The 22,437-nt window shown below is 63.8% G+C and carries 22 protein-coding genes; 6 read left to right on the top strand and 16 right to left on the bottom strand.

All coding sequences use genetic code 11. The annotated features are described in order from the left end of the window. Nucleotides 1-206: 206 nt before the first annotated feature. The 14 genes from AC0L17_RS05795 to AC0L17_RS05730 all read right to left on the bottom strand — a co-directional run bounded on the left by AC0L17_RS05795 (nucleotide 207) and on the right by AC0L17_RS05730 (nucleotide 13,623). The gene (locus AC0L17_RS05795) at nucleotides 207-1,289 is read right to left on the bottom strand and encodes an acyltransferase family protein (RefSeq protein ID WP_473515114.1); all 1,083 of its coding nucleotides are present in this window, start codon (nucleotides 1,287-1,289) and stop codon (nucleotides 207-209) included. A gap of 134 nt (nucleotides 1,290-1,423) precedes the next feature. Continuing rightward, entirely contained in the window at nucleotides 1,424-3,331 is a 1,908-nt protein-coding gene (locus tag AC0L17_RS05790) for a propionyl-CoA synthetase (protein WP_473515113.1), read from the bottom strand. 197 nt (nucleotides 3,332-3,528) lie between these two features. Beyond that, on the bottom strand, nucleotides 3,529-4,515 hold the full coding sequence (gene dhaK / locus AC0L17_RS05785; protein ID WP_473515112.1) for a dihydroxyacetone kinase subunit DhaK: 987 nt from the start codon (nucleotides 4,513-4,515) through the stop codon (nucleotides 3,529-3,531). A gap of 35 nt (nucleotides 4,516-4,550) precedes the next feature. Continuing rightward, nucleotides 4,551-4,982: a hypothetical protein gene (locus tag AC0L17_RS05780; protein ID WP_023796729.1), complete on the bottom strand. Its 432-nt coding sequence runs from the start codon at nucleotides 4,980-4,982 to the stop codon at nucleotides 4,551-4,553. An 8-nt stretch (nucleotides 4,983-4,990) separates the two neighbouring features. Beyond that, a complete protein-coding gene (gene ptsP, locus AC0L17_RS05775; RefSeq protein ID WP_473515111.1) occupies nucleotides 4,991-6,577 on the bottom strand; it encodes a phosphoenolpyruvate--protein phosphotransferase in 1,587 nt (528 codons plus the stop codon). After that, nucleotides 6,561-6,863 carry an HPr family phosphocarrier protein gene (locus tag AC0L17_RS05770; protein ID WP_023796727.1) on the bottom strand — a complete coding sequence of 101 codons (303 nt, stop codon included), beginning with the start codon at nucleotides 6,861-6,863 and terminating at the stop codon, nucleotides 6,561-6,563. Before AC0L17_RS05770 ends, ptsP begins: the two co-directional genes overlap by 17 nt. A gap of 21 nt (nucleotides 6,864-6,884) precedes the next feature. Then, on the bottom strand, nucleotides 6,885-7,274 hold the full coding sequence (dhaM, locus tag AC0L17_RS05765) for a dihydroxyacetone kinase phosphoryl donor subunit DhaM (RefSeq protein ID WP_027151568.1): 390 nt from the start codon (nucleotides 7,272-7,274) through the stop codon (nucleotides 6,885-6,887). Continuing rightward, the gene (gene dhaL / locus AC0L17_RS05760; RefSeq protein WP_473515199.1) at nucleotides 7,271-7,873 is read right to left on the bottom strand and encodes a dihydroxyacetone kinase subunit DhaL; all 603 of its coding nucleotides are present in this window, start codon (nucleotides 7,871-7,873) and stop codon (nucleotides 7,271-7,273) included. Before dhaL ends, dhaM begins: the two co-directional genes overlap by 4 nt. A 65-nt stretch (nucleotides 7,874-7,938) precedes the next feature. Continuing rightward, complete coding sequence (locus AC0L17_RS05755; protein ID WP_287177599.1) at nucleotides 7,939-8,958, bottom strand: ABC transporter ATP-binding protein; 1,020 nt, start codon at nucleotides 8,956-8,958, stop codon at nucleotides 7,939-7,941. Next, nucleotides 8,951-10,063, bottom strand: a complete 1,113-nt coding sequence (locus tag AC0L17_RS05750; RefSeq protein ID WP_473515110.1) for an ABC transporter ATP-binding protein — start codon at nucleotides 10,061-10,063, stop codon at nucleotides 8,951-8,953. Before AC0L17_RS05750 ends, AC0L17_RS05755 begins: the two co-directional genes overlap by 8 nt. 3 nt (nucleotides 10,064-10,066) lie before the next feature. Then, nucleotides 10,067-10,273, bottom strand: a complete 207-nt coding sequence (locus AC0L17_RS05745; RefSeq protein ID WP_091592832.1) for a hypothetical protein — start codon at nucleotides 10,271-10,273, stop codon at nucleotides 10,067-10,069. After that, a complete protein-coding gene (locus AC0L17_RS05740; RefSeq protein WP_473515109.1) occupies nucleotides 10,270-11,220 on the bottom strand; it encodes a carbohydrate ABC transporter permease in 951 nt (316 codons plus the stop codon). Before AC0L17_RS05740 ends, AC0L17_RS05745 begins: the two co-directional genes overlap by 4 nt. Continuing rightward, nucleotides 11,217-12,164 (bottom strand): carbohydrate ABC transporter permease, encoded by a 948-nt coding sequence (locus AC0L17_RS05735; protein ID WP_128183436.1) that lies wholly within the window; start codon nucleotides 12,162-12,164, stop codon nucleotides 11,217-11,219. The genes AC0L17_RS05740 and AC0L17_RS05735 overlap by 4 nt, the downstream gene beginning before the upstream one ends. A gap of 127 nt (nucleotides 12,165-12,291) precedes the next feature. After that, nucleotides 12,292-13,623, bottom strand: a complete 1,332-nt coding sequence (locus tag AC0L17_RS05730) for an ABC transporter substrate-binding protein (RefSeq protein ID WP_023796720.1) — start codon at nucleotides 13,621-13,623, stop codon at nucleotides 12,292-12,294. Between the two features lie 404 nt (nucleotides 13,624-14,027). Here AC0L17_RS05730 and hrpB point away from each other — a divergent pair, with 404 nt between their 5' ends. The 4 genes from hrpB to nhaA all read left to right on the top strand — a co-directional run bounded on the left by hrpB (nucleotide 14,028) and on the right by nhaA (nucleotide 19,955). Next, nucleotides 14,028-16,643 (top strand): ATP-dependent helicase HrpB, encoded by a 2,616-nt coding sequence (gene hrpB / locus AC0L17_RS05725; protein WP_473515108.1) that lies wholly within the window; start codon nucleotides 14,028-14,030, stop codon nucleotides 16,641-16,643. Between the two features lie 32 nt (nucleotides 16,644-16,675). Beyond that, the gene (locus AC0L17_RS05720) at nucleotides 16,676-18,001 is read left to right on the top strand and encodes an ActS/PrrB/RegB family redox-sensitive histidine kinase (RefSeq protein ID WP_473515198.1); all 1,326 of its coding nucleotides are present in this window, start codon (nucleotides 16,676-16,678) and stop codon (nucleotides 17,999-18,001) included. Between the two features lie 63 nt (nucleotides 18,002-18,064). Continuing rightward, nucleotides 18,065-18,628 carry an ActR/PrrA/RegA family redox response regulator transcription factor gene (locus tag AC0L17_RS05715; RefSeq protein WP_023796717.1) on the top strand — a complete coding sequence of 188 codons (564 nt, stop codon included), beginning with the start codon at nucleotides 18,065-18,067 and terminating at the stop codon, nucleotides 18,626-18,628. 130 nt (nucleotides 18,629-18,758) lie between these two features. Beyond that, a complete protein-coding gene (gene nhaA / locus AC0L17_RS05710; protein ID WP_287235090.1) occupies nucleotides 18,759-19,955 on the top strand; it encodes a Na+/H+ antiporter NhaA in 1,197 nt (398 codons plus the stop codon). A gap of 226 nt (nucleotides 19,956-20,181) precedes the next feature. Here nhaA and AC0L17_RS05705 read toward each other — a convergent pair whose 3' ends face one another. After that, nucleotides 20,182-20,682, bottom strand: a complete 501-nt coding sequence (locus AC0L17_RS05705; protein WP_473515107.1) for an MmcB family DNA repair protein — start codon at nucleotides 20,680-20,682, stop codon at nucleotides 20,182-20,184. A 176-nt stretch (nucleotides 20,683-20,858) separates the two neighbouring features. Between AC0L17_RS05705 and AC0L17_RS05700 the strand changes: the two genes are divergently transcribed. After that, the gene (locus AC0L17_RS05700; protein ID WP_077377488.1) at nucleotides 20,859-21,092 is read left to right on the top strand and encodes a hypothetical protein; all 234 of its coding nucleotides are present in this window, start codon (nucleotides 20,859-20,861) and stop codon (nucleotides 21,090-21,092) included. A gap of 50 nt (nucleotides 21,093-21,142) precedes the next feature. On the opposite strand, the gene cueR is transcribed toward AC0L17_RS05700, so the two are convergent. Next, nucleotides 21,143-21,565, bottom strand: a complete 423-nt coding sequence (gene cueR, locus AC0L17_RS05695) for a Cu(I)-responsive transcriptional regulator (RefSeq protein ID WP_287361657.1) — start codon at nucleotides 21,563-21,565, stop codon at nucleotides 21,143-21,145. Nucleotides 21,566-21,791: 226 nt separating this feature from the next. Between cueR and AC0L17_RS05690 the strand changes: the two genes are divergently transcribed. Continuing rightward, the gene (locus AC0L17_RS05690) at nucleotides 21,792-22,409 is read left to right on the top strand and encodes a L,D-transpeptidase (RefSeq protein WP_027151583.1); all 618 of its coding nucleotides are present in this window, start codon (nucleotides 21,792-21,794) and stop codon (nucleotides 22,407-22,409) included. Nucleotides 22,410-22,437 lie beyond the last annotated feature (28 nt).

The raw sequence follows: 22,437 nt of genomic DNA, 5'->3' as shown, positions 1-22,437 counted from the left end.
GAACAGACCATGACCGGCAGCCTGTGCACGGCCGGTGGGGTCGGTGGGGAATGACGTTCCTTACGGTGCCGGTCTATTTCCTCGCTTGATCAGTAGAGGTCGCCGAGCCGCGACCGGTCGCGCAAAAGCGTGCGCACCGTGCTTTGTGCCGGACATTCCACCGTAGGACGTTTGCAGCCAGGAACCGGCGTGACAACGCTGGCGCGTTACGCCGTCTTGAGACGGTAGCGGAAGATGGTGTGGTCGAGCAGAAGCCGGATGCGCGGTTCGGCCTCGATCGCAATCAGCCAGCTCGCGGCGATCATGGTCGCCCCGACGATGACCACCGAAAGCAGGTATGGCACTCCCGCACGCATCAAGGCGCCGAGAATGGCTGCGCCGACGACATTATGGATCAGATAGAGAGGGTAGGTCATCAGGCCGATCCGGCGCCAGCCGCGCCAGGACAGGTCGAGCCGTAACGACCACGCCATCAGCGCCATGGCAGCGAGGAACAGGACGATCGGTGGCCCGTAGGGCATCGCGGCTTCGACCTTGATGCTGCGGACGTCGACAGCACTTATGATCTGCAGCACGCTGCCGGCCAGGAACAAGGCGCAGAAGACAAGGCGGGCGGGCGTCACTGCCTTGAAACGCATCAGCCAGAACAGCACACCTGTCGCGAAAAAACATCCGTGATGCACCAGGAGCAGGTCGAGCCAGCGCGCCTCGGCAAGGTCCGTCCAGTCGAATGGATAGTACAGGCACCAGAAAAGCGTGCTGATCGCGCCGAGCCCAACTGCCACCGCTTCCATCAGGTCGAAGCGGCCGAGCCGCAGCAGGATCCAGACGATGGCGTAAAAGGCGATCTCGATGCCAAGCGTCCAGTAGACGCTGTCGACCCAGGGGTTGAACGGAACGAACAGGGCGGTGCGTATGAGCGTGGTGACAGCGTCCGTCGGCCAACTGAGATCGACGAGAAGCAGCACCATCGCGGTGACTGGTGCGCAGATCCAGACGGCCGGCGCCAATCGTTTCACCCTTGCCTCGAAAAACCGCAGCGGTGTCGAATGCTCGGCGCTGAAGGCGATGACGAAGCCGCTGATGACGAAGAATATCTGGACGCCGACCCATCCGAATTGGACCAGTCCGCCTATTTCCGGATGCGGCGGGATGCCGCCCGTCGCACGCGCCGAAACGCCCTCGGGGAACGCCCACACCCAGAAGCCGTAGTGGTAGAACATCACGAAGACAGCGGCGACAAAGCGCAGGATGTCGACGCCGCCGAACGTTGTTTTTTGCTGAGCCATGCCGTGCCTTCGGAATGGCCCCCCACGCAAAGGTTTAAGGGCTATTGCTGCATTGCACAACAGACGATTGCGGTGCAGGATGAATTCGTGAATTCGTCCGAAGCCGCGATCCGCCTGCCGCGCTCCGAAAGCAACTAAAGCCCGATTCCGCGTCCCTTCAGCGCTGCGGTGATTTCGTCGAGAATGACCGGATCGTCGATGGTCGCCGGCATTGTCCAGTCTTCCTTGTCGGCAATCTTCTGCATGGTGCCGCGCAGGATTTTGCCGGAGCGCGTCTTGGGCAGGCGCTTGATCGTGACCACCGTCTTGAAGGCGGCGACCGGGCCGATCCGCTCGCGCACCAGCGTGACCACCTCGGCCTCAATAGTGGCGCTGTCACGCGTAACACCGGCATTCAGCACGACGAAGCCGAGCGGAACCTGGCCCTTCATCGCATCTGCGACGCCGACGACAGCGCACTCGGCAACGTCCGGATGCGCGGCCAGCACCTCCTCCATGGCGCCGGTCGACAGCCGGTGGCCGGCGACATTGATGATGTCGTCGGTGCGGGCCATCACGAACAAATAGCCGTCCTCGTCCATCATGCCGGCATCCGCCGTCTTGTAGAAGCCGGGGAATTCGTCGAGATAGGCTTGGCGAAACCGGTCATCGGCATTCCATAGCGTCGGCAGGCAGCCGGCCGGCAGCGGCAGCTTGACCACGACATTGCCCAACGTGCCGCGCGGCACTTCGTGGCCGGCATCGTCGAGCACACGGATGTCGTAGCCGGGCATCGGCACCCCGGGCGAGCCGTATTTCACCGGCAGTAGCCCTAATCCGGCTGGGTTGATCGTCATCGGCGAGCCCGTCTCGGTCTGCCACCAATGGTCGATTACCGGCACGTTCAATTTCTGCTCCGCCCATTTGATGGTTTCCGGATCGGCGCGCTCGCCGGCGAGGAACAGCGTGCGGAATTTCGACAGGTCGTATTTCGGGACGAATTCGCCCTTGGGGTCCTGTCCCTTGATGGCGCGGAATGCGGTCGGCGCGGTGAACAGCGCGACCACGCCATGCTCTGATATCACCCGCCAGTAGGTTCCGGCGTCGGGCGTGCCGACCGGCTTGCCCTCGAACAGGACGGTCGTGCAGCCATGCAGCAGCGGGCCGTAGACGATGTAGGAATGGCCGACCACCCAGCCGACGTCGGAAGCCGCCCAGAACACCTCGCCCGGCTTGACGCCGAACTCGTTCTCCATCGACCATTTCAGCGCAACCATGTGGCCGCCATTGTCGCGCACGATGCCCTTGGGCTGGCCGGTCGTTCCGGACGTGTAGATGATGTAGAGCGGATCGGTGGCGAGCACCGGAACGCAGTCGACATTGGCGCCCGCGGCCCGCTCGCGGGCGACGGCGTCGGCATAGTCGATGTCGTGGTTCTCCTTTAGCTCGCAGCGCAGCTGATCGCGCTGCAGGATGAGGCAGGCTTCGGGCTTGTGCCGCGACATCTCGATCGCCTTGTCGAGCAGCGGCTTGTAGGCGACGACGCGCCCGGGCTCCAGGCCGCAAGAGGCGGAAATGATCAGCTTCGGCCTGGCGTCGTCGATGCGCGTGGCGAGCTCGTGCGAAGCAAAGCCGCCGAAGACGACCGAATGCACGGCGCCGATACGGGCGCAGGCAAGCATGGCAAACGCAGCTTCCGCCACCATCGGCATGTAGATGATGACCCGATCGCCTTTTTGGACGCCGCGGTTCTTCAGCACCGACGTCAGCGCAACCACCTCGCGTTTCAATTCGGCATAGGTGAATTTCCTGACCGTGCCGGAAATCGCGCTGTCATGGATCAGCGCGATCTGATCGGCGCGGCCACCCGCCACGTGGCGGTCGACGGCGTTGAAGCAGGTGTTGCAGGAGGCGCCGCGAAACCAGCGCCCATAGACGCCGGCATTCGCATCGAAGACCGTTTCGAACGGCGAGAACCAGTCGATGGCCTTGGCCGCATCCGCCCAGAATTTTTCCGGATCGCGTTTCCAGCCGTCATAGACCTCGTGGTAGCGTGACGCCATCCAGCTTTCTCCCAGGAATGTTTCTGTCCTTGGAAATAGCGTATGCTGTTTTTGCAAGCACGTGCAAATTCGTCTTGGCGACCTCGCTTTGGTCGAAATGGACGTGACCGCCGCTTTATCGCCGCAACCGGCCACGTCGTAGAAAGCGCCTGCTTGCTTAATACTGTCCCTATAGCCGTGGCGCCGTGTTGGCCGTGCTACATCCCCCGGCGCAGCGCAGCCGTATGCACCGGTGCGTCCCACAATGCGGTCGTCTCGTCGTCGAGCATTGTCAGCGTGATCGAGCAGCCGGCCATGTCGAGCGATGTCACATAGGACCCGACCAGCGAACGGGCGACCGTCACGCCGTTTTTCTCGAAGATTTTCCGGGCGCTGTTGTACATCAGGTAGAGCTCCATCAGCGGCGTGCCGCCGAAGCCGTTGACGAAAAGCAGCGCCGGACCTTTTACCTGATCACCCAGATCGCCAGATATCGCCGCGCAGATCTCCTCGGCGATGGCGTCGGCGCTCTTCAACGCGTCGCGGCGGCGCCCGGGTTCGCCATGGATGCCGACGCCGAATTCCATCTCGCCGTCGCCTATATCGAAAGTCGGCCTGCCGGCGGCCGGTACGGTGCAACTGGTCAGCGCAACGCCCATCGAGCGGGTCGCGCCATTGATGCGGTCGCCAAGCGCCTTCAACGGCTTCAGCGCCATGCCTTGCTCGGCCGCGGCGCCGAGGATCTTCTCGACCACCAGCGTGCCGGCAACGCCGCGTCGGCCAGTGGTGTAGGAGGAGTTCTCGACCGCGACGTCGTCATTGGTCACCACTTGCATCACACCCTCCGACATTTCAGCAGCCATGTCGAAATTCATTACGTCGCCCTCGTAGTTCTTGACGATGAACAGGCAGCCGGCACCGGTGTTGACCGCCTCTGCGGCCGCCATCATCTGGTCCGGCGTCGGCGAGGTGAACACCTGGCCGGGGCAGGCGGCATCCAGCATGCCATGCCCGACCAGCCCGCCATGCAGCGGCTCGTGGCCAGAGCCGCCCCCGGAAATCAGCGCTACCTTGCCGGGTTTGAGTGTCCTGCGGCGCACGAATTTATGCTCGTCGCCAAGCACAAGGATGTCGGCATGGGCGGCAACGAAGCCGTCGAGGCTTTCGGTCAGCACCGTATCCACAGAATTCAGAAACTTCTTCATGGCCGTCTCTCCCGAAATAGCTGAACGTGGCGCGACTATGTCCCGCCCTTGCCGGCGATGCTGGTGATCTTCTGGATGAAATCGTTGACCGCCCTGTCGAGCGCCGCGTTCTGTTTGTCGTCGCCGAAATCGGGAACGATGAGCGAAACATGCCGCGTCTTGCGCATGCCGGATGCCAGCGACATTTTTCCCGGATGCGCCTGATGGTAGGCGGCCAGAAAATGGTCGCGTTCGGCCGGGCTGAAATGGCAGACGGCGAAAATAGCCGGCAAATGTTTTGACGGGATCGGGATCGAGTAGGCCGGGCTGGAAATCTGGGTGACGAAGCTGCGATGCTTGCCCAACGCGTCGGCGAGGCGCTGGCGCATGCCGGACGGGCGCTGGTCGAGGACCTGCGACAGGATCGTCTTGTAGGCGCGGATCGCCTCTTCGGAGCCGGCTTCAGGCGTCTTCTTGGTTTCGGCCATGCCGGTGCCTAGATCGAGACGTCCGCAATGGCCGCCTTGGCCATTGCGAGCTGGGCGGGAACCACGGAAAGGTCGCGCAGGCCGGCCTCGATCAGCGCCGGGATCGCCGCCGGATCGCCGCCGGCGTCGCCGCACAGGCTGACCGGAATCTTCTGCGCGCGGCCGAACGCCGCAACCGAGGCGATCAGCCGAAGCACAGCCGGATGCCTGATCGAATTGAGATGCGCGACCGACGCGTTGTCGCGCGCCGCCGCCATCACATACTGGGTCAGGTCGTTCGAGCCGATCGAGAAGAAGGCGACCTCGGCAAACGCCTCAGGAGCGATCGCCACCGACGGCACCTCGACCATGATGCCGAGCGGCGGCATTTTTTGCGCGACGCCGCGCGCCGCAAGCGCGGCCTGCTCTTCGGCGAAGAGCGCAGCTGCTCGCTGATACTCGTCCCACACTGCGATCATCGGGAACATCACTTTGAGATTGCCATGCAAGGCGGCACGCAGCAGCGCCCTGATCTGCACCCGAAAAACCTCCGGTCTCGCCAGCGATAGCCTGATGCCGCGCAGGCCGAGAAACGGATTGCCCTCTTCGACGGTGAAGCCCGGCACCGGCTTGTCGCCGCCGGCGTCGACGGTGCGAATGGTCACCGGTTTGTCTTCAGCCCATTCGAGCACCTTGCGGTAGGCGCGATACTGCGTTTCCTCGTCCGGCAGCGTCTTGCCGAACAGGAACTCGGTCCGCATCAGCCCGACGCCATCGCAGGTCGAGACATCGATACCGTCGACATCGGACGGATCGGCGATGTTGACCTGCACCCGCACCGCTGTGCCGGCTTTCGTCACTGCCGGCCGAGCCAAAAAAGTTTCCGCCCTGTCGCGACGTGCCGCGAAAGACGAGGACGATTGCCGGAACGCCTCGACCTCTGCCCTTGTTGGCCTCAACACGATGCCGCCGTGCTCGGCATCGAGCAGGGCGACGCCGGCAAGATCAGCCGGCGAAGCACCGAGCCCCACGATCATAGGCACGCCGCGCGAGCGCGCCAGCATGGCGACGTGGCTGGCGGTGCTGCCCGCCTTCAGCGCAATGCCGCCGCCGGCGCTCCAGTCGGTTTCGAGAAAGCGCGTCGGCGCGATGTCCTCGCCGTAGAAGATGGCGCCTGTCGGCGCGGCAGCCGCGCTGTCCGCGGTCAGCGCGCGAAGCACTTGGTCTCTGATGTCGCGCATGTCGGCGGCGCGTGCCCGGAAATAATCCTGATCCGACGTTTCGTAGCCGACAATTTCGGCGTCAAGCGCCTGCCGCCATGCCGCATCGGCCGGCTGGCCGGCGGCAATCGCGGCATAGGCCGGGCCGGTCAGCGCATCGTCCTCCAGCATGGCGAGCTGGAATTCGAGAATGTCGGCGGCATCGCCCTCGGTTGCCTGGATCAGCTTGGCAAGCCGGCCTGTCGCTGTGCCGATTGCCGTTTCGAGCGCGAGCCTCTCGTCAGCTGCGGTCGCTTTACCTTTATAGCGCGCGACAACCGGCTCGAGGTTGAACAGCGGCCCTTCGGCATAGCCGGCCGAAGCCGGGATCCCCTGCAGCTTAAGCGGTTCGGGCATGGTCCACGCCCTCGTCGAAGTCGCGCCGCACCAGCTCGACGAGCGCGCCGACCGCCTCGCCGGCGCCGTCGCCCTTGGCTCTGATATGCAGCACCGTGCCTTTCGGCGCCTTGGCCGCCATCACCTTGACGATGCTCTTGGCGTCGAACCAAGGACCGTTGGCGGCGAGCGCCACTTCGACTTCGGCCGAAAACGTCTTGGCGAGCTTGGTGAATTTCACCGAAGGGCGCGCATGCAGGCCGACCTCATGGGTGATCAGAACGGTGGCTTCTGCGGATGCGGACATTGAGTCAAAATTCCTGTTCATTCACGATGGCGACAATTCGTGTGCCGTCGCCACCACTTCCCTGAGCGAGGCGCCGCCGGACGCCTCCGTCGCCGCCATCACCGCGCCCTCGACGATCGGCGCGTTGCAGACGATGATCTTGTGCGCGCGCGGCTCGCCGATCATCTCGACCGCCATCTCGCTGTTGGTTTCGGCGCCGCCAAGATCGACAAGTATGGCGACACCTGCCTCCGACCAGGCCTTGTCGATCGCTCCCATGATCGCCTCGACATTGGTTCCGAGCCCGCCATGGCCGTTTCCGCCGCACCATGCAAGCGGCACTTCGTCGCCGACCATCTGACGCACCATGTCGGCCGTGCCCTCGGCGACCAGCGGTGAATGCGATACGATGACGATGCCGACATTGCTCATGCTTGCCCCTCGATGGTCTCGGTGACAGCCCGCACCAGAAGCGCGGTCGAGCGTGCCCCGGCATCCATATGGCCGATGGAGCGGTCGCCGAGAAACGAGGCGCGCCCGCGCAAGGCCTTCATCGGCACGGTGGCATCGGCAGCACTGTCCGCGACATCGGCGATTTCCGATCCGGTCTTTCCCTGCAGCAGGGCGTCATGCACCGGCTGCAGCACGTCGAGCATGGTCTTCTGCCCGACCTGCGACTTGCCCCTGGCTGCCACCGCCTGGATCGCCTTGCCGAACGCCGACATCAGGTTGGCTCGATCCGGCTCTACGGAAATTTCCTTGCCGAGCGCCATGAACAGCGTCCCGAACAAGGGGCCCGAAGCCCCGCCGACGGTCATTACCAGCTTGGTGCCGATCGCCTTCAGAGCGTCCGGCAGCGGCTTTGTCGCGAACGTGTCCGCCTCGGCGCGCACTGCCTCGAAGCCGCGCTTCATGTTCAGCCCATGGTCGCCGTCGCCAATCGCCTGGTCGAGCCCGGTCAGCTCTTCGGCGTGAGCGGCAATCGTGTCGGCGGTGACGGATATCAGCGTCTTCAGGTCAAGCTTGTCCATCGTCCCGGTCTTTTCCAGTGTCGCAGTCTTTTCCAGTGTCCCGTTCTTTTCCAATGTCCCGGGGCTCATCGGTTTGCAATCCTGTTTCCGGCCTGGTCGAAGAACAGCGGCGCCCGGTAGCGGATAATCACCCGGTCGCCCTTTTCCAATTGGATGTCGGGGTCGGTCAGCGTCACCAGCTTTCTGCTTCCCACCGTCACATGCAGGTGATTCTGGTCGCCCAGATGCTCGACCCAGTTAACAACGCCGTCGGCGGGGCCATTCGATGCTTTGCCGATCGACAGATGTTCTGTACGCGCGCCGATCGTTTTGGTTCCCGCCGGCATGTCGCCATCCGGCAGCAGGCCGGTCGGCAATAGATTGATCGCCGGCTGGCCGAGCCTTGCGGCGACATGAACGTTTGCCGGCTCCGAATAGATGGTGCGTGGCGTGCCGATCTGCGCCAGCACGCCGTCGGCGAGAATGCCGATGCGATCGGCCATCGTCATCGCTTCGATCTGGTCGTGCGTGACATAAAGCATGGTGGCGCCGACCTCGGCCTGGATGCGCTTCAGTTCGAGCCGGAGATCGGCGCGCAGCTTGGCATCGAGCGACGACAGCGGCTCGTCCATCAGATAGATCGAGGGCTTGCGCACCAACGCGCGCCCGATGGCGACGCGCTGCATCTCGCCGCCGGAAAGTTTGGTGGAGCGGTTGTTCAGCTTGTGGTGGATACGCACCATCTTGGCCACATCCTCGACGCGGCGGCGCACCGAGTCCTCGCTCAGCCGCCGCGCCGGCGAGCGCAGCGGAAAGGCCAGATTGTCGAAGACCGACAGATGCGGATAAAGCGAATATTGCTGGAAGACGAAGGCGGTGTCGCGCTCGGCCGGCGACAACATTGTCGCATCGCGGCCGCCGATATGGATCGAGCCCGTATCCGGCCGTTCCAATCCGGCGATAAGTCTGAGCGTCGTCGTCTTGCCGGCCCCGGTCGGGCCGAGCAGCACGACGAATTCGCCGTCGGCGACGTGCAGATCGAGAGTGTCCACGGCGACATGTTCGCCGAAGCTCTTGGTCACGCCTTTGATCTGCACGTCAGCCATGATGCGCCTTTCCCTGGGAAGCCCCGTCATGGATTGCGGTTCGCACCGCGCGGCCGGAGCCCTTCTCGAACAGCGACAGCCGTGCGCTGCTCAGCGCCAGGCCGACTTGGTCGCCCGCATTGAGCCGGATTTCGGCCGGCACCCGCGCCTTGATGATGCCGCCGGATGTCTCCACCGCAACAATCTGCGTGGTGCCGAGATACTCGGTGCCATAGATGGCGCCGCGCAGCTTCGAAGCGTCGTCGAAGCGGATGTGTTCCGGTCGGATGCCGAGCGCCATGTCGGCCGGCGCGATGTCCTCGCGCACCTCCGGCACTGCCACTTTGGCGCCTTGCACCACAATCTCCCTGGCGCCCTTTGAAAGCCCGCCGCCAAAGCCGAGAAAATTCATCGGCGGCGAGCCGATGAAATCGGCGACGAACATGGTCGCCGGCCGGTCATAGATTTCGCGCGGCGTGCCGAACTGTTCGATGACGCCGTGGTTCATAACCGCGATCTTGTCGGCCATCGACATCGCTTCCATCTGGTCATGCGTGACATAGACCGTGGTGGCGTGGATGCGGTTGTGCAGTTCGCGCAGCTCATGCACCATGAGATCGCGAAATTCGGTGTCGAGCGTGCCGAGCGGCTCGTCCATCAGGAAGCATTTTGGCCGTCGCACGATGGCGCGGCCGAGCGCCACGCGCTGGCGATCGCCGCCGGCAAGACCGGAGACCGACTTGTTGAGCAGATGATCGATGCGCAACAGCTTCGCCGTCTCTTCGACGCGCCGGCGGATTTCGATGCCTGGCGTGCCTTGCGCCAGCAGCGGGAAGCCGATGTTCTTGCGCACATTCATATGCGGATAGAGCGCGAACAGCTGGAAGACAAAGGCGATGTCGCGCTCGCGGGCACGCCGCATGGTAACGTCCTCGCCACCGAGCAGGATCTTGCCGCCGGTCGGCAGTTCGAGCCCGGCAATCATGCGCAGCGTCGTCGTCTTGCCGCAACCCGACGGCCCCAGCATGACGAAGAACTCTCCATCTCTAACGACGAAGTTGGAATCCTGCACGGCGACGAAATCGCCGAATGCCTTCCTCAGATGCTCGACCCTGATCTCCGCCATCGTCTACTCCGGAAACTTCGAGACGATGATGAACATCGCCGTGCCGGCCAGCATGGTGATGAAGGAATAGGTGTAGAGCGGCAGCGCGAACGGCTGGAACAGCATCAGGAAGCCAATGGCAATGATCGCTGTGGCGACGTTCTCCATCAGGCCGCGACGGAACGCACGCGGCCAGCGCGACTTGCGTTTTGCGGGTTGGGTCAGGCTCATTTGCGCACCGCGCCGAAGGTGATGCCGCGCAGCAACTGCTTGCGGAGCAGGATAGTGAACACCAGGATCGGCACCAGGAAGATCGTGGTGCCCGCGGCGACCGCCGGCCAGTCCTGGCCGCCTTCGCCGATGATGGTCGGGATGAAGGGCGGTGCGGTCTGCGCCGTGCCCGAGGTCAGCAGTGCGGCGAAGGCATATTCGTTCCAGGCGAAGATCAGGCAGAAGATGGCGGTCGCGGCAATGCCGGTGGTCGCCTGCGGCAGCACGGTGCGCCAGAAGGCCTGCAGTCGCGTATATCCGTCGATCATCGCCGCTTCTTCGTACTCGCGCGGGATCTCGTCGATGAAGCCCTTCAGCAGCCACACGGCGAGCGACACATTGACCGCCGTATAGAGCAGGATCATGCCGAGCGCGGTGTCCGACAGGCCAATCTCGCGATACATCAGGTAGATGGGAATAGCGACCGCGATCGGCGGCATCATGCGCGTCGACAGGATGAAGAACAGCAGGTCGTCGGCCAGCGGCACCTTGAAGCGCGAGAAGCCATAGGCCGACAATGTGCCGAGGAACACCGCGCAAAAGGTCGAGCCGAAGGCGATGATCAGCGAATTGATGAAACGCGGCATGAAATTGGACGGGCCGGCGATCACCATGTTGCGCTTGCGCACTGTCTCATCGCAGATGCCCGTCGCCGGTCCCAGCGCGTTGATGTATTCCGGTGTCTGCCGGGTGCGGGTCGAGAACAGATTGCAGTAGCCCTCGAGGCTCGGCTGGAACAGGATTTTTGGCGGATAGGCGATCGAGTCCGGCGGCGTCTTGAAGCTGGTGGCGAAGATCCACAACAGCGGCACGATCGAGATCAGCGCGTAAAGCACGATAATTGTGCCGGCGACGCGCTTCGAAATCGCGGAGGGTGCGACAACAGAATGGGCTGACGTCAGGCTCATCTCTGCTTCACCTTGTTGAGCGCCTTGACATAGATGTTGGCCAGCCCGAACACCGCAACGAACAGGATTATGGCGAAGGCCGAGGAATAGCCGGTCCGCCAGCTTTCGAAGGCCTGCCGCTTCAGCGTGATCGAGGCGACCTCGGTGGTCGATCCCGGTCCGCCGCCGGTCAGGAGGTTGACCATGTCGAACATCTTGAAGTTCTCGATGCCGCGGAACAGTACCGCCAGCATGATGAAGGGCAGCGCCATCGGCAGCGTGATCGACCAGAACTGCCGCCAGTTGGAGGCGCGGTCGACCTCGGCAGCCTCATAGATGTATTCGGGGATCGAGCGCAGGCCGGCGAGACAGATCAGCATCACGTAAGGCGTCCACATCCAGGTGTCGACGATGACGATCGACCACGGCGCCAGCGACACGTTGGAGAGCATGCCGATCTGCGTTGCCGGAATGCCGGTGACAAACGAGATGGCATAGGCGAACAGCCCGATCTGCGGCTCGTAGAGGAAGCGCCAGAAATTGCCGACCACTGCCGGCGACAGCATCATCGGCACCAGAATGATGGTCGTCCAGAAGGCGTGGCCGCGAAACTTCCGATCGATCAGCCAGGCCAGGGTAAAACCGATCAGCGTTTGCAGCAGGATGGTCCAGAATACGAAATGCGCCGTCGTCTGCATGGCGATCCAGATGTCCTGGTCGCCGAGGATGCGCTTGTAGTTGGCAAGGCCGACGTTCCTGACCACCTCGTTGGGACGGTTGGCGCGGTAATTGGTGAAGGACAGATAGATCGCCCAGAACAGCGGGAAGATGTTGACGGCGAGCAGCAACAGGATCGTCGGCGAGATGAACAGCCAGGCGAGGCCCTTGTCGCTGATGCCTCGGACCTTGCGGGCCAACGGCTCAGGCGTAGCCCGGGCGACGCTGTCCGCAGTCCGATTGAGCATGGTCAGTCCCGCTTCGGTCACTTGGGTCGTCTCGACAGTGGAATTTATCTGAGCTGTGTCCCGTGCCAAGGGTGGCACGGGACACGCGGTCGTGGCTCGGGAGGAGCCGATTGGATACTGCCCCCAACTACATCTTGCCGTCGTCCTGGAAGACCTCGGTCCAGTCCTTGACCAGGCCATCAAGTGCATCCTTGGCCGAACCCTGGCCGGCGACGACGTAATCATGGAAGCGCTTCTGCGACGCCTGCAGCAGCGGCGCATAGCTGGGCTCTGCCCAAAAATCCTTCACGATGGCCATGGAGTCGAGGAAGGTCTGCGCATAAGGCTGGCTGGCCGGGAAGCCTGGATCCTTGACGACTGCGTTGAGGCAGGAAAAGCCGCCGAGCGACCACCATTTGGCCTGCACGTCCTTGTTGGCGAACCACTTGATGTATTTGAGCGCAGCCTCCTGCTTGTCGGAGTAAGAGACCACCGAGATGCCCTGGCCGCCAAGCTGGGCGAATTGATCGCCGTCGGGCCCCTTGGGATTGGCGAAATAACCTATCTTGTCGCCGCCGACATTTTCGTCCTTCTGCAGGCCTGGCCAGGTAAAGGCGAAGTTCATGTGCATCGCCACCTGGCCGGATTTGAAGGCGTCGACGCCTTCGCCCATGTAGCTGTTCGAGGCTCCAGGAGGCGTGCAGCAGTCATAGAGCGCCTTGTAGAACTCAAGACCCTTCACCGATTTCTCGGAGTTGACGAAGCCGTCCATCTCGTATGGCTTGTCGGGATTCTCATATTTGAAACCGAAGCTGTAGAGCCCGTCCATGGCGCCCATGGTGATGCCCTCGGAGCCGCGCTCGGTATAGATCGATGCGCCATAGACCGTCTTGCCGTCGATCTCGCGCTTCTGGAAAAACTCGGCGATCTGCTTCAGTTGGTCGAAGGTCGTCGGCGCTGCGAGATCCCAGCCGTACTTTTCCTTGAATTCCTTCTGCAGTTCCGGCTTGGAGAACCAGTCCTTGCGATAGGTCCAGCCGACGACGTCGCCCATGGCCGGCAGCGCCCAGTAATTCGGCGAGTTCTTCGGCCATTCGGAGTAGCCGACGACGGTCGCTGGCACGAAGTCGTCCATGCTGATCTTCTCCTTGTCGAAGAAGTCGTTCAGCTTGACGTAGTGGCCGTTCTCGGCCGAGCCGCCGATCCACTGGCTGTCGCCGATGATCAGGTCGCACAGCTTGCCCTTGGAATTCAGTTCGTTGAGGAAGCGATCGGCATAGTTGGTCCACGGCACGAATTCGAATTTCATGCCGATGCCGGTTTCCTTGGTGAAATCCTTGGACAATTCGACAAGCGCGTTGGCCGGGTCCCAGGCTGCCCAGCAAAGCGTCAGATCTTCAGCCTGCGCGACATTCGAAACGGCGGTCGACGCAAACATCGCCGATGTCAGTCCCAACGTCAGTTTCAAGGTCGATTTCATGCCTTCCTCCCATTTGCGAAACGCGCCCGGATGACGGTTTCAAATAACCTCAAACCCCCTCCTCAGGGGTCTAAACATGACGACGCGGTTAAGCGGCGGATGTTTAGTAATTTGTTTAGTGATGCAATTTTTACTAAACAACGCAAGCGAATTCGTCGCTGCGCTGCAGCATAATTCGCTTGTATCTGGGCGGTGGCCCTGGCCGCGCCGTTCTATCAGGAAATATCCCGACGTCCTGTCGCTCCTCGGCCGCGTGATCCTCGGTGGCTTCCGCCTTTGACCATAGCGAGGAGGTGGACCCCGCTTTGAGTTGGTCCGTTGCCCGGTTGCGCGGCGACCGCCACCGCTGATATGCGGGGCGCGACCGACCTGCCGCGAGATTGGGTGGATGCATCCCTGAAACAATGACCAGAAAACCCTTGCCAGAGCTTCCGGTCTCCGCCGTCCTGCCGGCGCTCGGTGAAGCGCTCGGCCATGGCAACAGTGCCGTGCTGGTGGCGCCGCCCGGCGCCGGCAAGACGACGCTGGTGCCGCTGGCGCTGCTCGATGCAGCTTGGCTCGGCACGGGGAAGATCATTCTGCTCGAGCCGCGCCGGCTCGCTGCCCGCGCAGCCGCCCGCCGCATGGCCGAACTGCTCGGCGAGGAGCCCGGCGAAACGGTCGGCTATGCCATGCGGATGGAGAACCGCACTTCTGCGAGGACCAGGATTCTTGTCGTCACCGAAGGCGTGCTGTCGCGGATGATCCTCGACGATCCGGAGTTGCCCGGTGTCTCGGCGGTATTCTTCGACGAGTTCCACGAGCGCTCGCTCGACGGCGATTTTGGTCTGGCGCTGGCGCTCGATGTGCAAGGTGCGCTGCGGACCGATCTGCGATTGCTGGTCATGTCGGCGACGCTCGACGGCGCGCGCGTCGCTCGGCTGCTTTCCGGCGCCCCGGTGATCGAGAGCGAAGGCCGCGCCTTTCCCGTCGACATCCGCTACGACGAGCGGCCGGCCGGCATCGCCATCGAGGACGCGATGGCCAAGGCAATCCGCGCGGCCCTTGCCGAGGAGAGCGGCAGCGTGCTCGCCTTTCTGCCCGGCCAGCGCGAGATCGAGCGCACCGCCGAGCGGCTGCAAGGCCGCGTCGGTGCCGACACCGACATCGTGCCGCTCTATGGCATGCTCGACAACAAGGCGCAGGACGCCGCGATCAAGCCGGCGCCGTCCGGCCGCCGCAAGGTGGTGCTGGCGACCTCGATCGCCGAGACCTCGATTACCATCGACGGCGTGCGCGTCGTCATCGATTCCGGCTTGTCGCGCCTGCCGCGCTACGAGCCGGCCAGCGGCCTGACGCGGCTGGAGACGGTGCGGGTCAGCAAAGCCTCCGCCGACCAGCGCGCCGGCCGCGCCGGCCGCACGCAGCCCGGCGTCGCCGTCCGGTTGTGGCGGGCCGAGCAGACCGCGGCACTTCCCGCCTTCACGCCGCCGGAAATCCTCGAGGCGGACCTTTCCGGACTTCTGCTCGATTGTGCAGCCTTCGGTGTCGCCGACCCGTCGAGCCTCTGCTTCCTCGATCCGCCGCCGGCCCCGGCACTCAGCGAGGCAAGGGCGCTGCTTCGTGCGCTCGACGCCATTGACGAGGCAGGGCGACTGACGCAATCGGGTGCTGCGATGCGCAGGCTGGCACTGCCTGTGCGGCTGGCTCACATGGTCGCCGAGGTGGCAAACACCGGCCGGGCGTTCGAAGCGGCCATGCTCGCCGTGCTGCTCACCGAGCGTGGCCTGGGCGGTGACGGCGCCGACCTCGAACGGAGGCTGCTTCGGTTCCGATCCGAAAGATCGCCGCGCGCCACCGCCGCCCGGCAGCTCGCCGAGCGGCTGGCGAAACAGGCTTCACCCTCGCCCTCGAGGGGGGCCGAAGGACGGGCGAGACCCGTGGTTCGCCCCGGTATGTCGATCCGCGAAGCGGATCGGGGTGGGGTTGGGTCGGGCCCGTCATCGCCGACCCCACCCCGTCTCCCTCGCCTCGCTGGGCAAGGCTCACCGGCCGACCCTCCCCTCGGGGGGGAGGGCAGCGCCGGCGCTCTCCTCATCCACGCCTGGCCGGATCGCGTCGCCAGGGCGCGCGGAGAGCGCGGCCGTTTCGTGCTGGCCAACGGTTCAGGCGCCATGCTCGACGCCGCCGACCCGCTGGCGGGCGAAACCTGGCTTGTCGTCGCCGATCTGCAGGGCAAGGCGCAGAACGCCCGCATTACGGCAGCGGCGGCGATAGACGAAGCCGACATTCGCGCTTCGCTCGCCTACAAGATCGAGACAAACCGCGAAACCAGTTTCGACCGCGACAGGCGTGCGGTGCGTGTGCGTGAAACCGTTCGCCTCGGCGCCATCACCCTGTCCGAACGCATGCTGCCGGCGCCGGCCGGCATCGCTGCCGATCGCGCCATCCTTGACGCCCTGCGCCAACACGGGCTGTCGCTTTTGCCGTGGGGCAAGGAGGCGGAAACGCTGCGCCAACGGCTCGGCTGGCTGCATCGCGGTCTTGGCGCGCCCTGGCCAGATGTTTCCGACGCGGCGCTCATCGACCGCCTCGACGACTGGCTGCTGCCCTTCCTTTCCGGCGCGGCGTCCTTTGCCGCGATCGATCCGGGCGTGCTTTCGGCCGGCCTCATGGCATTGGTGCCGCACGATCTGCAGCGCCGGATCGAGGCGCTGGCGCCGACCCATTTCGACCCTCCATCCGGCAGCCGCGTGCCGATCCGCTATGACGGTGAATGGCCGGTGCTGGCGATCCGCGTCCAGGAGCTGTTCGGTCTCGACCGGCATCCCGCGATCGCCAACGGCGCGGTGCCGCTGACGCTCGAGCTATTGTCACCGGCGCACCGGCCGATCCAGACGACGCGTGACCTGCCCGGTTTCTGGCGCGGCTCCTGGGCCGATGTGCGGGCCGAGATGCGTGGCCGCTATCCCCGGCATGTCTGGCCTGAGAACCCGCTTCTCGCCACCGCCACCAGCCGTGCCAAACCGCGGGGGACCTAGCCTTTATTCTTTTCCGGCTATAATCCTTGGCCATGATAAACATCCTGCGGGCGCCCGACTTCCAGCAAAGCCAGCGGCTGCGCCTCAACACGCTGATCAGGCTGCGTTGGCTGGCCATTGTCGGTCAGAGCCTGGCGGTTCTTGTCGTGGCCTATGGGCTGAAATTCCCGCTGCCGGTCAGCCTCTGCTTCGCCCTGATCGCCTGTTCGGCCTGGATGAACCTGTTGCTGACCTTCCGCTATCCGGCGGCGCACCGGCTGACCCCGCTTCAGGCTTTCGCCATCCTGACCATCGACAGCCTGCAGCTTGCCGGTCTGCTCTACCTGACCGGCGGGCTCACCAATCCGTTTTCAGTGCTGGTCACAGTGCCCGTGGTCATCTCGGCGACGTCGCTGCCGCTGCGCCTGACCGCCATCCTCGGCGCGCTGGTGGTGGTGATGGCGAGCCTGCTGGTGTTCTTCCATCTGCCGCTGCCCTGGTACGAGGGCGCGCCGCTGGAGATGCCGTTCATTTACGTCGCTGGCATGTGGATGGCGGTGTTTTCCTCGATCGCCTTCACCGCGATCTACGCCTTCCGCGTGGCCGAGGAAGCCCGGCTGCTCGCCAACGCGCTTGCCGCCACCGAACTGGTACTGCAGCGCGAACAGCATTTGTCGGCGCTGGACGGCCTTGCCGCCGCCGCCGCGCATGAGCTCGGCACGCCGCTCGCCACCATCACGCTTGTTGCCAAGGAGATGGAGAAGGCGCTCCGCAATGACCCGAAATACGGCGAGGACGTGACGCTGCTGCGCTCGCAGAGCGAGCGTTGCCGCGAGATCCTCAAACGCCTGACCAGCCTGTCCTCCGAGGGCGAGGCGCATCTCTCCCGCCTGCCGCTGACCTCGCTGGTCGAGGAGATGACCGCCCCGCACCGCGATTTCGGCATCTCGATCAAGCTTCGCCCCGGCGAGCGCATCGGCCCCGAACCGGTGGGACGGCGCAATCCCGGCGTCATCTACGGCCTCGGCAATCTCGTCGAGAACGCCGTCGATTTTGCCCGCAAGAGCGTCACCGTGCGCTGGAGCTGGAACGAGGCAACGGTCACCTTCTCGATCACCGACGACGGGCCGGGCTTTCCTCCCGAAATCATCGATCGCATCGGCGAGCCCTATATGTCGACACGCCAGGGCACCGAGGCCGGCGGCGGGCTCGGACTGGGGCTGTTCATCGCCAAGACCCTGCTTGAACGCTCGGGCGCCACGCTCGATTTCCGCAATTCAAACGAGCCGGGCGAGGGCGCCGTCGTGCGGATATCGTGGCCGCGCAGCGTCTTCCTCAATCCTGAATCGGCTTCGGCCACCATGTTTGACACGGCTTGAATTGGACAATAGCGCTCCAAAACTATATCTGCGTAAAAATCGGGCAGCAGGAATGTCAAGACGATGAATGGCGACGAAACGATTGGCGCAATGGTTGAGGGCGAGGACACCTCGCTGCTGATCGTCGACGACGACAGGCCATTTCTCACGCGCCTTGCCCGCGCCATGGAGACCAGGGGTTTCGTGGTCGAGACGGCCGAGAGCGTCGAGGAGGCCGTGGCCAAGGCGCGCGCCAATCCGCCAGCCTACGCGGTGGTCGACATGCGGCTCGCCGACGGCAACGGCCTCGACGTCGTCGCCGCCATCCGCGAGAAGCGCGACGACGCCCGCGCCGTCATCCTCACCGGATACGGCAACATCGCCACCGCGGTTACGGCGGTGAAGCTCGGGGCCATCGACTATCTGTCGAAACCGGCAGATGCCGACGAAGTTTTCGCGGCTCTTACCCGCACTGCGGGCGAACGCGCCGCACCGCCTGAAAACCCGATGTCGGCCGACCGCGTGCGCTGGGAGCACATCCAGCGCGTCTACGAAATGTGCGACCGAAATGTCTCCGAGACGGCCCGCCGTCTCAACATGCATCGCCGCACGCTGCAGCGGATACTCGCCAAACGCGCGCCGCGCTAACGCCTGACCGTCCTTTGCGCGCGCCAAGGTCGCGTGGCACTGTAAGAACTGCCCTGCCATCGGCGGTTGCGCATCATCGCACAGGGTGATGTTGTCCCTGCCGGCTGGTAGGCGACACGACGGAGACGACATGCAGGACCAGAAGCCGCGGCCGACTTCCATCTTTCGCGAATTCCTGGCCAGCGAGGCGACAGGCGGCATCGTCCTGATGGCAGCCGCGGCCTTGGCGCTGGTCGTCGCCAATTCGCCGCTGGCCAAAACCTATTTCGACGCCCTTCACGCCTATCTGGGACCGCTCAGCGTATCGCATTGGATCAATGACGGCCTGATGGCGGTGTTTTTCCTGCTGGTCGGCCTGGAGATCAAGCGCGAGATGCTGGACGGCCAGCTCTCGACCTGGCCGCGCCGCGCTCTGCCCGGCATCGCCGCTGCCGGCGGCATGCTGGTGCCGGCGCTTGTCTATGTCGCCATCAACCGCGACAATCCAGCCGCCCTGTCCGGCTGGGCGATCCCGACCGCCACCGACATCGCCTTTGCGCTTGGCGTGCTGTCGCTGCTCGGCAGCCGCGTGCCGGGGTCGCTGAAGGTATTCCTCACCGCGCTCGCCATCATCGACGACCTTGGCGCCGTCATCATCATCGCGGTGTTCTATACGAGCGGCCTGTCGCTCGCCTATCTCGGCGCCGCCTTCGCGGTCATCGCTCTGCTCATCGTGCTCAACCGCATGAAGGTGCTGACGCTGCTGCCCTATCTCCTGCTTGGTGTCGTGCTGTGGGTGCTTGTGCTGAAATCGGGCGTCCATGCCACGCTCGCCGGCGTGGCGCTGGCCCTGACCATACCTTTGAAAATCACCCCCGGCATCAGCCAGGATTCAGACCATTCACCGCTGCACCGGCTCGAGCACGGCCTGCACAGGATAGTGCCCTTCGTAGTCGTCCCGATCTTCGGCTTCGCCAATGCCGGCGTCCCGCTCGCCGGCCTCAGTGCTGCCACCCTGGTCGAGCCGCTGACGCTGGGCGTCGCCGCCGGCCTCGTCGCCGGCAAGCTGGTCGGCGTGTTCGGTTCTTCTGCGCTTGCCATCCGGCTCGGCCTCGCCGATCTGCCGGTCAATGCCGGCTGGCTGCACATGGTCGGCATTTCGCTGCTCTGCGGCATCGGCTTCACCATGAGCCTGTTCATCGGCCTGCTCGCCTTCGCCAGCAATGTCGAGCTCCAGGACGCGGTGAAAGTCGGCATCCTCGCCGGCTCCTTCATCGCCGCCATCCTCGGCGCCGCCGTGCTGCTGATGGCGCCGGCAGCGAATGGGATGGACCAAGAGGAAGAGTAGCCGTCAAACGTCGCGCCGCCTCTCATTGCAATGCCCGAGCATTTCTCCCCGTTTAGAGACGGGGAGAAAGACGCCTTCGCAAAAGATTTCGCCAATCTCCAGCGTTGCAGAAAGTGCGCCAAGATTAACGGCCAGCTCCCTTCTCCCCGTCACTATACGGTGAGAAGGTGCCGGCAGGCGGATGTGGGGCAGTGCGAAGGGCTAAGGAAGAGCACAAACGTTCCAGCTACTCGCTCTCGCCCTCCAGAGCCGGCACCGCCACGCCGGCAAGTTCCGCCGCGAGCAGCCGCGCTGCTCCGGCCCGCGCGATCCTCAGCATCAGCGCCTTGCGCGTCGCCGCCGCCATGCGGTGCTCGGGCGCATCGCGCAGGATTTCGGCGCCATAGCCGTCGGAAAGAATAAAGCCGCATTCCTGCGGAAAGATCTCCGAGGGCACGCCGGGATGGGTGGCGAAGAAGAAGCGGTCGGAGTGCAGCCGGTAGTCCGGCCATTTGCGGTCGACCCTGAAATCCTCGATCGAGGATTTGATCTCGATGATCCAGATGTCGCCCCGGCGGGTCAGCGCGACGAGGTCGGCGCGGCGCCCGGTCGCCAGCGACAGTTCCGGCAGCACATGCGCGCCCATCTCCCTGAGCAGCCGCTGCACGCCGCGCCGAACCAGCATCGCGCGCTCCGACTGGCGGCCATCGATCAAGGGATTGAGAGGAATCGGTGAGATAATTGGCATGGGCGCACCATGACAGACTTTGTTCACGGTTTGAACCGTTTTCTGGAAGGCACCCAAGGCGCGCTTGAAATGTGATTTCTGCGTGAAATCTTGGTACTCAAACGGACGCTGCACGTTCCACACATTAGCAATATGAGATACTGTGCGAATGCGGGTGGCTCCAGGGAGTGTGGATGATGAACGCGGACGAGATGCAGGCGGTAGCCGACACCCTGATGCGGGTCGTGACGCCTGACATGGCACCCAAGCAATTGATCAAAGCGGCCAGGAAGGAACACCCGAACGCGTCAAAGAAGGACATCGCCCGCGCGGCGTTCTTCTCGATTATCGCCAACGCCGAAGAAGACCACGGCAAGGCAAGGAACCTGCAGGCATTCGCCATAGCCGAGCGTGTCGACGGTACCTCTTGATCCCTGGAAATCCCAACCTGCAAAACGGCTGGCATTACGGGTCTCGCCCTTCACACCTGGGCGGGAACGACTTTGTCTGATGGCAAAACCGCCCCCGCGATATCGTCCAGGATCGGGCAGTCCGGCCGGTCATCGCCGTGGCAGGCATGGATCAGCTTCTGCAGGGTCGAGCGCATCGACTGCAGTTCGCGCACCTTCTCCTCGATTGCCGTCACATGCGCGGCGGCGATCTCGCGCACGTCATGGCTGGCGCGGCTGCGGTCCTGGTAGAGCGCCATCAGCTGGCGGCAGTCGTCGATGGAAAAGCCGAGATTGCGCGCGCGGCGCAGAAACGTCAGCCGGTGGATGTCGTCGCCCGAATAATCGCGGTAGCCGTTGCCGGCCCGCGCCGGACGGATGAGGCCGATCTCCTCATAGTAGCGAATGGTCTTGGCCGGCAGGCCGGAACGCTGGGCGGCATCTCCGACATTCATGATTGGTTCCCTAACTTCGGGCGGCCTGGCTTACCGCCCCATTGAATTTCCTACATAATCTTATGAGAGCCGTTGCCGAAAAGCCACAGCTGCGGACTTACCGGCATGTAAGCCCCTGCATATAGGCATCGCCCGCTTGGCAAGCAAAGCAAATGCCAGCATGAATGATGGCGACAAGGCGGCCGTCTCGTGCCGCTACCTTTCGGGCGGGGCATCGGACCTTTTCATGCGCATGAAGTCATTCGCAATCGTCGCGGCACTTGCGCTGTCGACGGCAATTGCCGGTTGCAGCACCATCGGCTCGCAGATCTTCACCAACAACTATGGCCCGATGACCGATGCGGGCTATCAACTGCCGCGCATTCCGATCGAAAAGGTGCCGTTCAAGTACCGCCGGCAGATCGTGAGCTACGACACCGGTGAAAAGCCGGGCACCATCGTCGTCGATACGCAGAACAAGTTCCTCTATTATGTCATGGGCGGCGGCGAGGCTATGCGTTACGGCATCGGCGTCGGCCGCGAGGGTTTTGAATGGCGCGGCACCGCCCGCATCGCGGCGAAGCGCGAATGGCCGACCTGGACGCCACCTTCGGCGATGATCAAGCGCCAGCCGGAACTCGCCAAATTTGCCGGCGGCATGGATCCCGGATTGACCAACCCGCTCGGCGCGCGCGCCCTGTATCTGTTCAACAAGGGCGGCGATTCAGGCTACCGCCTGCATGGCAGCCCGGAGTGGAACTCGATCGGCAAGGCGATGTCGTCGGGCTGCATTCGGCTGATGAACCAGGACATCATCGACCTTTACGACCGCACCTCCGTCGGCGCCAAGGTCATCGTTCTCTAGAGCTCATACGCGGACCGTCTAGGCAACA

The organism is Mesorhizobium sp. WSM4829 (assembly GCF_055811475.1).
Note: the sequence above shows the minus strand (reverse complement) of the source record. Positions and strands in the feature narration are given on the sequence as shown.

What these genes read in the sequence shown, in the direction of transcription:
- AC0L17_RS05795 (WP_473515114.1), bottom strand. Translation starts at nt 1,289, where the DNA reads ATGGCTCAGCAAAAAACAACGTTCGGCGGCGTCGACATCCTGCGCTTT.
- AC0L17_RS05790 (WP_473515113.1), bottom strand. Translation starts at nt 3,331, where the DNA reads ATGGCGTCACGCTACCACGAGGTCTATGACGGCTGGAAACGCGATCCG.
- dhaK (WP_473515112.1), bottom strand. Translation starts at nt 4,515, where the DNA reads ATGAAGAAGTTTCTGAATTCTGTGGATACGGTGCTGACCGAAAGCCTC.
- AC0L17_RS05780 (WP_023796729.1), bottom strand. Translation starts at nt 4,982, where the DNA reads ATGGCCGAAACCAAGAAGACGCCTGAAGCCGGCTCCGAAGAGGCGATC.
- ptsP (WP_473515111.1), bottom strand. Translation starts at nt 6,577, where the DNA reads ATGCCCGAACCGCTTAAGCTGCAGGGGATCCCGGCTTCGGCCGGCTAT.
- AC0L17_RS05770 (WP_023796727.1), bottom strand. Translation starts at nt 6,863, where the DNA reads ATGTCCGCATCCGCAGAAGCCACCGTTCTGATCACCCATGAGGTCGGC.
- dhaM (WP_027151568.1), bottom strand. Translation starts at nt 7,274, where the DNA reads ATGAGCAATGTCGGCATCGTCATCGTATCGCATTCACCGCTGGTCGCC.
- dhaL (WP_473515199.1), bottom strand. Translation starts at nt 7,873, where the DNA reads ATGGACAAGCTTGACCTGAAGACGCTGATATCCGTCACCGCCGACACG.
- AC0L17_RS05755 (WP_287177599.1), bottom strand. Translation starts at nt 8,958, where the DNA reads ATGGCTGACGTGCAGATCAAAGGCGTGACCAAGAGCTTCGGCGAACAT.
- AC0L17_RS05750 (WP_473515110.1), bottom strand. Translation starts at nt 10,063, where the DNA reads ATGGCGGAGATCAGGGTCGAGCATCTGAGGAAGGCATTCGGCGATTTC.
- AC0L17_RS05745 (WP_091592832.1), bottom strand. Translation starts at nt 10,273, where the DNA reads ATGAGCCTGACCCAACCCGCAAAACGCAAGTCGCGCTGGCCGCGTGCG.
- AC0L17_RS05740 (WP_473515109.1), bottom strand. Translation starts at nt 11,220, where the DNA reads ATGAGCCTGACGTCAGCCCATTCTGTTGTCGCACCCTCCGCGATTTCG.
- AC0L17_RS05735 (WP_128183436.1), bottom strand. Translation starts at nt 12,164, where the DNA reads ATGCTCAATCGGACTGCGGACAGCGTCGCCCGGGCTACGCCTGAGCCG.
- AC0L17_RS05730 (WP_023796720.1), bottom strand. Translation starts at nt 13,623, where the DNA reads ATGAAATCGACCTTGAAACTGACGTTGGGACTGACATCGGCGATGTTT.
- hrpB (WP_473515108.1), top strand. Translation starts at nt 14,028, where the DNA reads ATGACCAGAAAACCCTTGCCAGAGCTTCCGGTCTCCGCCGTCCTGCCG.
- AC0L17_RS05720 (WP_473515198.1), top strand. Translation starts at nt 16,676, where the DNA reads ATGATAAACATCCTGCGGGCGCCCGACTTCCAGCAAAGCCAGCGGCTG.
- AC0L17_RS05715 (WP_023796717.1), top strand. Translation starts at nt 18,065, where the DNA reads ATGAATGGCGACGAAACGATTGGCGCAATGGTTGAGGGCGAGGACACC.
- nhaA (WP_287235090.1), top strand. Translation starts at nt 18,759, where the DNA reads ATGCAGGACCAGAAGCCGCGGCCGACTTCCATCTTTCGCGAATTCCTG.
- AC0L17_RS05705 (WP_473515107.1), bottom strand. Translation starts at nt 20,682, where the DNA reads ATGCCAATTATCTCACCGATTCCTCTCAATCCCTTGATCGATGGCCGC.
- AC0L17_RS05700 (WP_077377488.1), top strand. Translation starts at nt 20,859, where the DNA reads ATGAACGCGGACGAGATGCAGGCGGTAGCCGACACCCTGATGCGGGTC.
- cueR (WP_287361657.1), bottom strand. Translation starts at nt 21,565, where the DNA reads ATGAATGTCGGAGATGCCGCCCAGCGTTCCGGCCTGCCGGCCAAGACC.
- AC0L17_RS05690 (WP_027151583.1), top strand. Translation starts at nt 21,792, where the DNA reads ATGCGCATGAAGTCATTCGCAATCGTCGCGGCACTTGCGCTGTCGACG.